We start from the raw sequence: 12348 nt of genomic DNA, 5'->3' as shown, positions 1-12348 counted from the left end.
AATCAAAAAAGATCATCTTGATGGGTGGTCTTTTTTGATTGGGCAAAGGTGGGCGAATAAAAATCTTTGTAGTATAATGCAAAAGAGCATACATGAGGAGGATGAATATGAAAACCACTTATGCAGTTGTCGATATCGAGACGACTGGTACGGATCCTAAAAAAGATCGCATCATCCAATTTGGCTGTGTTTTAGTTGAAGACAACCAGATCGTGGGACGATTTGCAACGGACATCAATCCACTGCAGCCCATCTCCAGACAAATTCAAAAATTGACACATATTTCTAATCAACGAGTGAAAAAAGCACCACTATTTGAAGATGTTGCAGTGACTATTTTTAATTTACTAGAAGAAACTATTTTTGTTGCCCATAACATCCACTTCGATTATCATTTTCTGAATCATGAATTAGAACGCTGTGGCATGCCGACTTTAACGATCCCAGGTATCGATACGGTCGAACTTGCTCAGATTTTTTTGCCGACAGAAATCAGTTTTCGTCTGGGCGACTTGGCAGAAAGCTTAGGTTTGGAACACGACATGCCTCATCAGGCAGACAGCGATGCAGAAGTGACTGCTGATTTGTTATTGTCTATTGAAGCGATCATGAAGGAACTTCCACTGGTCACCTTGGAAAAAATCGCCTATTTAAGCTCAGTCACGAGTAGACAGACAGGAGACTATATCCAAAATATTTTTCATGAGAGAAAAAAACAGACACAAAGACTGTCAGATACAATTGAAATAATTGACGGTATTGCACTAAGAAAAAAAGACGTGCCACTTTTTGAAGAACAGCAATTCGACAAAAAGTATCCTGTGACGAAAAAAGAAAAAACGACATTCTATCAAGAAAAACTCGCCTATCGAAAAGAGCAAGGAAAACTGATGAATGTTATTTATCGTCACTTTACAGAAGGAGAACAAAAAAATCTTTTAGTTGAAGCGTCTACGGGAATGGGCAAAACGATCGGATATCTTTTGCCGGCACATTTTGTAGCAACACCTGAACAGCCCGTGATTATCAGTACCGTATCGATCCTACTGCAGCAACAGCTGATCAATCAGGATATCCCTTTACTGAATACGATTCTGGACCAACCAATTCAGGCAACGGTTATCAAAAGTAAGAGTCATTACATTGATTTGCAGCGATTCAAAGCTACCTTGAATGCGCCGGTACAGCAAAAACAGTATGCCTTGTATCAGATGGGAATTCTCGTATGGCTGACGCAAACCGTGACTGGTGACTTTGACGAACTGAATCTAGTGCGTCTGAATCATCTGCTTTTTCAGGAAATCAAACATCGAGGAGTAGAATATTTGGCACCAGCACAGCCTTTGTATCAAGAGGATTTTCTCCGTCATTTGTATTTACAGATGAAGCAAAGTAATGTGTTGATCGTCAATCATGCCCTACTTGCACAAGAAACCCAGCGTAAGGAACAGTTGATTCCTGATAGTCACTGTCTAATTGTCGATGAAGCACATCATTTACCAGAAATTATGGAGAAGGTGTCGCAACTCTTTGTTGATACCGCAAGTTTTCAGAAGAAGGTAGAGCAATTCCAGATAGAAGGGCAGTTGTTCGATCTGATCACCATGATGGTGGACAAGGACTACGAGACTGCGCATTTGTTCGAATTATACGTAGAAGAGATTCAAGCAATCATGGACGTGCAGGAAGATATTTTCTCTGAATGGTTTGGAGATAAAGAGCCATTCGAAATGAAAGAAGAGGTCATGATCATTCGAGAACAGCGTGATGCTGTCTCCCTTTCCTGTGAAAAAAATATTCAACGTCTGTTGTTGTATTATGAGGAACTTTTGGAGTTGCAGCAACGATTGACACATACGATGAAAAACCTGAGTCAATCCTGGATCAATCGCCAGCGGATCCTCTTTGGTGAATTACTGAGTTTCTTTGATGAGATGGCTCGACAATATCAATTGATGGATCTGTGGTTTAATAATTGGGAAACTAACTATGTCCATTTCATCCATTTTTATGGCAATCGAAAGACAGTCAAGCTACAGCTAGTGGACTTTGATGCAGCGATTTTGCCAAACACACGATGGTATGAACGGTATCAGAAAATCCTTTATGTCGGTGGCACTATGAGAGTCTCAGGTAATCGCCAATACTTTGCAAAAAAATTAGGCATTCCAGAGGCACCATTGAAGGTCATCCCAAGTACCTATGATTATGCCCAGCAGGTACAGCTTTTCGTTCCCGATGAAGGCGTAGCGATCCAAGAGCTGACCAGCCAGGAATATGCCGCTTATCTATCTCGGACACTGACTACTTTACTGGAAGAAGTCAATCAGCCAGTATTGGTTCTTTTCACCTCGCATGATGTTTTGCAGCAGGTATACGGTCGTATGCATAAGATATTTTTGGATAATGGTCGAGAGATCTTAGCACAGGGTCTTGGTGGCAGTCGAGAGAAATTGCTGAAACGTTTCATGCGCTCTAAAAACAGTATTTTGTTTGGTGCTGATAGCTTTTGGGAGGGTGTCGATCTGCCAGGTGATACCCTACAACTGTTGATCATTACACGATTGCCATTTGAAAATCCCAAACGGGCGATGGTTCAAGCTCGTTATGCGTATCTGGAAGAGCAAGGAGTCAATCCTTTTTCACAGGAAACCTTGCCTAAAGCCGCTTTAAAGTTGCGTCAAGGATTGGGACGTTTGATTCGTTCTGAGACAGACAAAGGCAGTATGATCATTCTTGATCGACGGATTGTCAGTACCAAATATGGCCAAAAAATAGCGCGAACACTGCCCAAGGAGCTTGAATTAAAAGAAGCCTCGGTGCAAGAGATCAAGCAGGCAGTGATCGGTTTTTTAGAAAAGAAATAAGTTTTCAGTGAAAATAGTACAGATTCAATCAAAGTTTTTGTATAATAAAAACTAGTTAAGAAGGGAGTGTAAAGAAATAGTGGCTATGAATGAAAAGAGAGAAAGACGTCAAGTGATGGCTTTAATGACCGGGATCGTCCTTTTGCTATTACTGATTCTTTTTTCTTCGATTTTTTACATCCGTTCTTCACGTCCGATGCGACAAGCAAAACAGGAGGCTTCTCAGCTTGCCAAAGAGTATGCAAACATTGAAACAGTAGCCGATTTTTATTGGTTCACACGAGAAGAGACCTATTTTTCTGTGGTGGGGACGAATACTGAGCAAGAGGAAATGATTGCAATCATCCCTAAATCTGGTGAAAAGGTCACGATCTTAAAACAAAGTGACGGATTAAGTGAATCAGAGGCGCGAGCGGTCATCGCAGAGAATCATCCGGAAGAAGTCATTAAAAAGGCTGCTCTTGGTATGGCGGATGATCAACCCGTCTGGGAGATCCTAACGGAGAGTGCACAAGGAAACAATTATTATTTATTGGATTTTAAAGATGGAACAGAATTGAACGTGATCCAAAATATTTAAGTAGTTTGGAAAGGATGAAGTCTATGAAATTATCAAAACGAATGGAAACATTGGAACCTTCTGTGACACTGGCAGCGTCTGCCAAAGCAAAAGAGCTAAAAAATCAAGGTTTAGATATATTGATCGCAACAGTTGGAGAGCCTGATTTTCCTACACCCAAAAATATTCAACAAGCAGCGATTGCGGCGATCGAATCAGGAAAAGCCAGCTACTATACACCTACAGCAGGGATTCCTGAGCTAAGAAAAGCGATTGTTTCATACTTAGAGAAGTTTTATGGTCTGACTTACGATGTGTCGCAAACACTTGTGACTGATGGGGCCAAATTTGCGTTATATACATTGTTCCAAGTCTTGTTGGATGAGGGCGATGAAGTGATCATTCCCACACCTTACTGGGTCAGCTATGGCGAGCAAGTCAAGCTGGCGGATGGGACACCGGTCTTTATTGCGGGAGAAGAAGACAATCGCTTTAAAGTAACTGTTGAACAATTGGAGTCTGTGCGAACAGAACGTTCTAAAGCAGTGATTTTGAATTCGCCGTCTAATCCGACAGGGATGATTTATTCAAAAGAAGAATTACAGGCCATCGGTGAATGGGCAGTCGCTCACAATCTACTGATTATTGCCGACGATATTTATGGACGTTTGGTCTATGGCGACGATGAATTCACACCGATCGCTACGATTTCAGAAGAAATTCGCAAAAACACGCTGATTATCAATGGGGTTTCCAAAACCTATTCGATGACCGGCTGGCGGATCGGTTTTGCTGTAGGAGACAAAAAATTGATTCAGGCGATGATCGATATCGCTTCACAATCGACAAGTAACCCAACAGCAGCCAGTCAATATGCTGCAGTCGAAGCTCTAACAGGCGAGCAGGATGCAGTAGAGGAGATGCGCCAGGCTTTTGAAGAGCGTCTCAATCGTTTGTATCCTTTAGTCTTAGAGATTCCAGGCGTGAAGATGGAGAAACCACAGGGAGCCTTCTATTTCTTCCCAAATGTAAAAGGAACGATGGAACTATGTGGCTATAGCGATGTCACTGAGTTTACCGATGCATTGCTTGCGGAAGCGCATGTCGCTCTAGTGACCGGAGCCGGTTTTGGCGCGGAGGAAAATATCCGTCTAAGCTATGCGACAGATTGGGAAACGTTAGAAGAAATCGTGAATCGAATCAAGGCTTTTGTTGAAAAGAAGCGCAGAAAGTAATACACTTTGATAGAATGCTTAATTAAAGAATGGAGAGACACCAATTGGAACAAATTCAAATCATTGATGCGAAAAAACATGTAGGCGAAACAGTTAAAATCGGAGCGTGGGTAGCAAATAAACGTTCAAGCGGAAAAATCGCCTTTTTACAATTAAGAGATGGTACGGCGACCTTCCAAGGAATCGTGGTAAAGAATGAAGTAGGAGAAGAGCTTTTCCAAACGGCAAAGAATTTGACGCAAGAAACTTCGGTTTGGATCACTGGCGAAATTCGTGAAGACAGCCGCTCGAAATTTGGCTACGAAATCGGTGTTCAAGGAATTGAAGTCATCGGTGAGAGCCATGATTACCCGATCGCACCAAAAGAACATGGAACGGAATTCTTGATGGATCACCGCCATTTATGGCTACGTTCTTCAAGACAACATGCAGTGATGCAGATCCGTAACGAAATCATCCGAGCAACCTATGAATTTTTCAACAAGAACAACTTTATCAAAATCGATCCACCGATCCTCACTGGCTCAGCACCAGAAGGAACAACCGATCTATTTGAAACAAACTACTTTGACCACAAAGCGTATCTTTCTCAATCTGGCCAGCTATACATGGAAGCGGCAGCGATGGCTTTTGGTAAAGTCTTCTCGTTTGGTCCGACTTTCCGTGCAGAAAAATCCAAGACACGTCGTCATTTGATCGAATTTTGGATGATGGAGCCGGAAATGGCCTTCGTTCATCAAGATGAGAGTCTAGAAATTCAAGAACAGTATGTCGCCTTTCTAGTCCAAAATGTCTTAGATAACTGTGATCTAGCTTTGGATACTTTAGGTCGTGACCGAGAAGTGCTAGAAAAATACACGAAATTACCTTATCCACGTATCTCTTATGATGAAGCTGTGGAGTTACTGAAGAAAAATGGCTTTGATGACATTGAGTGGGGCGATGATTTTGGTTCTCCTCATGAAACATTTATAGCTAATTCGTATGATCAACCCGTCTTTATTTTGAACTATCCAAAGGCGATCAAACCTTTCTATATGAAAAAACATCCAACACGTGAAGACGTTGTGATCTGTGCGGACATGATCGCTCCAGAAGGTTATGGTGAGATCATTGGTGGTTCTGAAAGAAACGTCGATTATGCAGATCTGTTGGAGGAAGTGAAAGCTCACGGCTTAGATCCAAAAGACTATTCATGGTATCTAGATTTACGCCAATATGGTTCTGTTCCTCATTCAGGATTTGGCCTAGGCTTGGAGCGTACAGTTACTTGGCTATCAGGTATCGAACACGTTCGAGAAGCAAGTCCATTCCCACGTTTATTGAATCGTATTTATCCATAAGAATAGTCAGTCAACTCCAAAATTTTTTGAGTTTTGGAGTTGATTTGTATATATTAGGTACATGAAAGGGTTAGAAAATGAAAAATATTATAACTAAAGTAAAAAGTCCAATGTTTATCTCAATTGGGATTATTTTTATTTCATCTGTGGTATTGCAGATTGTGCAGATTCAAAATAAGAATTTGTATTTGGGGATTGACTGGATATTTCATTACAATCGATTTTATGATGCTGCTCAGCAAATCAGAGAAGGAAATTTGCAATACTTCGTTTCAATGTATGGATTTTCGCAATCTGGAAGAATAGTAAATGCTCTCTATGGACCACTATTTGCTTACTTTAATGGGCTATTAATATTATTATTTGGTTCTTGGCTTAGATATCAATTAGTTTCAAATTTCTTAATTACTTTTCTATCATCATTATCAATGTTTGCATTATTAGTGAAGAGTAAAGTCAGACCATCAATAAGTATATTGTTGTCATTGCTCTATAGTACGCTATATACGGTACAGGCTTGGTCATTTAATCAACATTTTACAGCATGGGGTGCTGTTATTATCCCTATAGGAATATTCGCTGCTACAAAATTCCTAGAAGATGGGAATGACAATGAGAGAAAAAATATGCTTATGTTATCTTTTGTTGTTACTTTATCTATTCAAATTCATGTTTTAACAACTCTTTTCTTAGTTATTATTCTTAGCGTATTTTTTATTATTGGAATTATTATTTCAAGGAATAGAGTCAAGCTATTCGGATGGGTGGTAAAGGCGGCATTACTGACAACTTTTATGACTGCTAATGTCTGGTATCCTTTGTTGGAAACAAATATAGAAAATAATCTTTTATCGCCATGGTTAAATCTTGACATGGATGGAACAGCATTAAAACTAACTTTATTTAACTTTCCAGGATATATTACACTGGTAGTTTTGGCTCTATTTTTTCTTCAGTTCATTTTAATTATGTTTGTAAAAAATAATCTGTTGATACGACTTAGTACAATTTTGTCATTTATACTATTTATATTGTCAACTAAACTTTTTTCTTGGAATGAAATATTAAATAGGTTCCCTAGTATCGCTATAATTCAATTACCCTCAAGGTTTTTACTTCCAGCTATTGTCTTAATTTTGTTTAGTCTTGGTTTAACAATTGAAACAATGCTTACTGAGGAAAAAAGTAACAAAATACAACAAGTGACTTTGTATGTTAGCCTTATTTTTTTAACATTCTTTGGATTTCTTCTACATCATAAAACTGCTGATAAGCAAGCTAATATTTGGACGAGTGATGATGTATATTCTAGAAATAGCAACACAATTTCGACAACTGAAAATTCTAATCAATTACGAGAAAGCTTTAGGAAAGAAAACTCAATGGATACCCCATTAGAAATGATTTTGAAACCTACTTCAGATTATGTCCCTCTTAAAAATGAACATTTAGCAAAAAGTAAAGATCTACATCCATATTACGAATATAGAGAAGCCATTTTCAATAATCCGCTCAATCCAAAGATAACTAAGAGTGTACAAAATAGAAAATTGAACCTTGAGTGGACTTTAGAAGAAACAGAAGAAGTGTTACTTCCCGTTTTTGTATATCAAAGAACTGAATTAGTTTTGAATGGTGAGAAATTAGAGCAAAATGATTTTGAAGTCAATAATATTGGAGTTTTAAAAGTACATGCAAAGGAAGGAGAAAATATTCTGACCATGTCTTATAAAAACTCAATACTATTTTATTATATGAATCAATTTCATAATTATTACCCACTAAAAACCCTTGATGGAGCAATCGTTGTAAATGGCACAAAAAAGGAACCTCCCCATATGTTACAATTTGTTTGTCTTCTAGGACAGTAATCAAATGGAGGGATTCCCTATGTCTATCATACAACAACCAACACTTTTTGACATTGATTTTTTAGAAAATCTTGAGATTCAAGAAAAGTACGCCCAAATCTTCTCCCCACTCGTGTGGGACAAATTACTGGCATTATTTGATAAAGAAACTTCTGTTGGTCCTCCTGTTACGGTCAATTACGAAGCGGTTCTCCGGTCGATTGTAGCTCGTTTTTATGAAAAGATCCCTACACAAAAAGATCTAATTCTCCGCTTGAAGAATGATCTGCGTTTCAAGTTGAGCTTGGGCTTCTTGTATTCCGAAGCCATTCCTTCTGAGACTACCTATTCTCGTGTGATGAGGACGTTATCTCAACATTTGGATTTGTTAGAAACCATGAATCAAGCGTTGCTTCGCTGTGTCAACGAAGAGTTTGGCATCTTTAACGAAAATGTCGCCATCGATGTCACTTCTGTTGAAGCACGAACGAAGGCACACCAGACAGACAATCCTAAACTGCCTTCGACAAAAGAACAACGAGCAATGACAACGGAAGCGATTCTGGCTCAAGTGCCCAGCTATCCTTCTTGGGGCGTCAAAAAGAATAGTCAAGGGAAAAACTATTTTTGGTTCGGCTATAAAGCAACCTTGGCTGTTTCAAGTTCTTCTCAGTACATTTTACATTTGCACGTTGCTTCTGCTTTTGCGGCAGATGTCAGTCTGGCCATTCCCACTGTTCGAAAAGTACATGAACTGACCCGACAAACCCAACCAAACAATTACTATCTCTTTGACAAAGGCTATGATGCTTCCGCTCTCTATGAAGAAGTCCATCAACTGAACCATGAACCGATCATTAGCTTGAAGAAGGTACCAAAAAATGTAGGAGAAGTGAATGACCATTTCACGCCAACCTGTCTGTTAGAGTACAGTTACCGCTACGACAGCTATGACAAGCGGTATGGTGCGCTTAAATTTTCACGCCCGGAAATGCATTGTCGAGAGTGTCCGCTAAAACGCGAAGGCCTTTGTCAACAAGTGATCAAAATCAAACAGATGAATGATCCCAGAAAGTACAATCATCCGGCAAGAGGAACCTTTGCTTGGAAGCACTTGTACAATCAACGGAGCAGTGTCGAACGAGTGAATGGCTATCTTAAATCGCAGTATCAACTGAATCAAAGCATGTTCCATCAAGCGCCACAAGCAATGGTGGAATATTTGCTCATCCAACTTGCTTATAACGCCAGAACCTTTGCCAATCAACGAGTCCAACAAAGGAGTCAAGAAAAAGAAATAGTCGTGTAATTTCAAAAAATTGAGATCGTTTGAAATTGGTCGAGTGTTTACTTTTTGAAAAATTGAATTATGAAATTGATTCATATGTGTATTTTAACGATAGTGTCTTGGATAGTATATCTATTATTGTTGTTACAGTATATGAGAAAAAAACTCTCAATCATATAAAATAGACAGAAGAAAATATTCTGAAATCAAAAAGTAATCTTTCAATTCTAGAAAGATTACTTTTTTTGCATAAAAAACTTGTACGTTTTTAGAATACGTGTTATGAATATAGTATAGAATATTTGCCAATACTTTATACGAAAATAGTTTTTAACTAAAGGGGATGTTGTCATGATTCAATTACAAGAGTTAAAAGTTGGAGAAAGATATGAAGTGCAGCCAAAAGACTTTCATCGAAGATTTATTGGAAAGGTTCATGAATTAAATGGAAACTCGGTTTTATTTAAAGTAGAAAACTATGACAATTGTGATCAAAAAAGAATTACTGCAGATAAATTAGTAGAAGTGGATGCCTTGGATGTGAAAGTACCTATACGAAACACGTATTTTTTTAGCTGAAACTCAGAAGAATAAGTAATGCATGGAAAAAGAGAAAATTTCCATGCATTTTTTGTGTTTTAGCTAATGTTAATTCAATAGAAATAATCTAATTTGAAGAGAACTTCGAGTTGTTTATACAAGTGAAAGTATATTTCTTTGGAAGTACTGTAAAAACTATGTCAATAGTTTTTATAGCTCTTTTTTCAAGTAAGTAAAATTCTTATTGTAATTAAATTCTAATAATGATACCTTTATTCTATGTAATTCACTTTGAAGTAAAGTTCTTAAAAAAAACAGAAATAACCGATTATTTATTAAGTAACTTTTTAAGTAAAAATGTTAGGATGGGAAGAATGAAGAGAAAAATTTTTATTACAGGATTGACCTTGACTATGCTACTGGGATCATATCCAGTACCTGTTTATGGAATTGAAGAATCAGTTGATCAAGAAAGCAGATTGGAAGAGACATTAGAGAGTTCTTCATCAGTAGTTGATTCAACATTAGAATCGATTATTCAAGAAACGACTCAAGAGGATGATCAAAGCTTTGAGATAGGTACGACAAACGAAAGTATAGAAGAGACCGTTGATATCGAAGAAACGATAGAAAGCTCATATTCAGAAACGATAGAAAGTGAAGATCAAATTAATCTTCAGTATTTTGATAGTAATTATATTTATCCTAGTAATCGATCAGATTTGAATGAGGCAGAGCATCAAGCAGTATCTCCATCAGTAAGTGCTTTGGATGATAGTCTTCCTTTTAGCAATTATGTAGATATTTCTGCAAAACATGGAAATTTAACTGTAGATGACTTTAAAATCATGAAATCTTATGGAATTACTGGAATTGTTGTAAAGTTAACTGAATCAACATCATATAAGAATCCATTTGCAAGTGAACAAATTAAAAATGCAGCAGAGGCAGAACTAACAATCGCGGTTTCACATTATAGTACTTTTAATGATGAACAGAGTGCTAAAAGCGAAGCTGAATATTTTGCAAATCTTCTTTTGAGCCTGAATTTATCTAAAGATACAGTTCTGATTAATGATATTGAAGAATTAAATGAAGATGTAAACCAGACAAATAATTCCAAAATTTTCGAGGCGAAATTGAATGAACTGGGATTTAATAAAGTTAATCACTATATCAGTGGAGAATGGCTGTACAAAGAACTAATTGATCCCAATGTATTAGGTGTAAATAAAATATGGATGGCTGCTTACCCATATAAAGTTTCACAGCAACAACAATTTTCAGAATACGCTGCTTGGCAATGGACTAATCAGTTTTCTTTTCCGGATATCAATGGTCTATTTTCTGTTTCGTCTAATTATAGTGACAACAAAGATAACACTAAACAAGAATCAGATCCTAGTGATGTAGTGGATGATAATGATGAGCAAAAACTAGAAATTTCGACATTTTCATCTAATCTTGTTCAAAAAATTGGGAAATATGTGACTATAAAGTCTTCCCTACCGTTGTGGCAAGTTGAAAAAAATACCATGGTTCGGAAAGGGAATACCGCCAATTTTATCGGACAAACATTCAAAATTAAATCGGAATTTGTCGATTCAAAGAAAACATCGTATTACTTATTGATAAATGGAAAAAATCAGGAAATTGGCTATGTTAGTTCTCTCGATATTGATACGACAGATAGTCCAGGTGGAGCATATCATAGTTATGGAAAGTATGTGACGATGATTTCTCCAAACTACACGATGTGGCAAAACTTTAATTGGCAAAAACGAAACCACTCTTCTGACTATAATGGAATGACATTGGAAGCAAGAGGGTATTATAATCATTTCAATGGAGATAGATACCTGTCATTATATGATAACAAAGGTGCATGGTTGGGTTATATCAATGAAAATGCAACAAGGCTAGGAAATAACGCAGGTGGAGCATATCATAGTTATGGAAAGTATGTGACGATGGTTTCTCCAAACTACACGATGTGGCAAAGCTTTAATTGGCAAAAACGAAACCACTCTTCTGACTACAATGGAATGACATTGGAAGCAAAAGGATATTATAATCATTTCAATGGAGATAGATACCTGTCGTTATATGATAACAAAGGTGCATGGTTGGGCTATATTAATGAAAATGCAACAAGATTAGGCAATGGATCAGTAGGAGCATTTCAGGGTTATGGTGACTATGTGACGATGGTTTCTCCAAACTACACGATGTGGCAAAATTTTAACTGGCAAAAACGGAACCACTCTTCTGATTATGTAGGTAGCCATTTACAGGCTTTAGGGTACTATGATCATTTCAATGGGGAGCGTTACCTTTCTCTATATACACCTTCAGGTATGTGGCTTGGTTATATCAATGAAAATGCGACGAATATAAAAGATCTTTACAAATCTGAAGCTGAATTTGATAAAAACTATAATGGCAAATCTGTTCACCTTTTTGTTATGGGACATGGAGCTGGTGATCCTGGTGCAGTGGGATCTGGAACCAATGAAAGAGATTTTACTAGAAATGAGTTACCTGAATAATTCATAGCTCAATATTTAATCTATTTTATCGAACGAATAACCTATTTTGAAATAAGGTCAGGTATTTTCTCTAAAAATAATCTGTTTTCAGACTGTATACTCTTGGATAAAGCTTTT

8 protein-coding genes are annotated in these 12348 nt (G+C 37.5%); all 8 read left to right on the top strand.

All coding sequences use genetic code 11. From position 1 onward, the window contains the following. Positions 1 to 107 precede the first annotated feature (107 nt). The 8 genes from ACWODM_RS11270 (at position 108) to ACWODM_RS11235 (ending at position 12231) form a co-directional block, all read left to right on the top strand. Positions 108 to 2867: a helicase C-terminal domain-containing protein gene (locus ACWODM_RS11270; RefSeq protein ID WP_455321473.1), complete on the top strand. Its 2760-nt coding sequence runs from the start codon at positions 108 to 110 to the stop codon at positions 2865 to 2867. A gap of 85 nt (positions 2868 to 2952) precedes the next feature. Continuing rightward, a complete protein-coding gene (locus ACWODM_RS11265) occupies positions 2953 to 3447 on the top strand; it encodes a cell wall elongation regulator TseB-like domain-containing protein (RefSeq protein WP_455321527.1) in 495 nt (164 codons plus the stop codon). 23 nt (positions 3448 to 3470) lie between these two features. Then, positions 3471 to 4661: a pyridoxal phosphate-dependent aminotransferase gene (locus tag ACWODM_RS11260; protein WP_455321472.1), complete on the top strand. Its 1191-nt coding sequence runs from the start codon at positions 3471 to 3473 to the stop codon at positions 4659 to 4661. Positions 4662 to 4705: 44 nt separating this feature from the next. Then, a complete protein-coding gene (gene asnS / locus ACWODM_RS11255; protein ID WP_455321471.1) occupies positions 4706 to 6004 on the top strand; it encodes an asparagine--tRNA ligase in 1299 nt (432 codons plus the stop codon). Positions 6005 to 6081: 77 nt separating this feature from the next. Next, positions 6082 to 7875, top strand: coding sequence for a hypothetical protein (locus ACWODM_RS11250; protein WP_455321470.1), 1794 nt, complete (start codon positions 6082 to 6084; stop codon positions 7873 to 7875). A gap of 19 nt (positions 7876 to 7894) precedes the next feature. Continuing rightward, positions 7895 to 9163, top strand: coding sequence for a transposase (locus ACWODM_RS11245; protein ID WP_455321469.1), 1269 nt, complete (start codon positions 7895 to 7897; stop codon positions 9161 to 9163). A gap of 330 nt (positions 9164 to 9493) precedes the next feature. After that, positions 9494 to 9721 carry a hypothetical protein gene (locus tag ACWODM_RS11240; RefSeq protein ID WP_455321468.1) on the top strand — a complete coding sequence of 76 codons (228 nt, stop codon included), beginning with the start codon at positions 9494 to 9496 and terminating at the stop codon, positions 9719 to 9721. Positions 9722 to 10056: 335 nt separating this feature from the next. Continuing rightward, the gene (locus ACWODM_RS11235) at positions 10057 to 12231 is read left to right on the top strand and encodes a GH25 family lysozyme (RefSeq protein ID WP_455321467.1); all 2175 of its coding nucleotides are present in this window, start codon (positions 10057 to 10059) and stop codon (positions 12229 to 12231) included. Positions 12232 to 12348: the final 117 nt, after the last annotated feature.

Source organism: Enterococcus olivae (assembly GCF_053760925.1).
This window is presented reverse-complemented; position numbering and strand designations above follow the sequence as displayed.

What these genes read in the sequence shown, in the direction of transcription:
- ACWODM_RS11270 (WP_455321473.1), top strand. Translation starts at nt 108, where the DNA reads ATGAAAACCACTTATGCAGTTGTCGATATCGAGACGACTGGTACGGAT.
- ACWODM_RS11265 (WP_455321527.1), top strand. Translation starts at nt 2,953, where the DNA reads ATGAATGAAAAGAGAGAAAGACGTCAAGTGATGGCTTTAATGACCGGG.
- ACWODM_RS11260 (WP_455321472.1), top strand. Translation starts at nt 3,471, where the DNA reads ATGAAATTATCAAAACGAATGGAAACATTGGAACCTTCTGTGACACTG.
- ACWODM_RS11250 (WP_455321470.1), top strand. Translation starts at nt 6,082, where the DNA reads ATGAAAAATATTATAACTAAAGTAAAAAGTCCAATGTTTATCTCAATT.
- ACWODM_RS11245 (WP_455321469.1), top strand. Translation starts at nt 7,895, where the DNA reads ATGTCTATCATACAACAACCAACACTTTTTGACATTGATTTTTTAGAA.
- ACWODM_RS11240 (WP_455321468.1), top strand. Translation starts at nt 9,494, where the DNA reads ATGATTCAATTACAAGAGTTAAAAGTTGGAGAAAGATATGAAGTGCAG.
- ACWODM_RS11235 (WP_455321467.1), top strand. Translation starts at nt 10,057, where the DNA reads ATGAAGAGAAAAATTTTTATTACAGGATTGACCTTGACTATGCTACTG.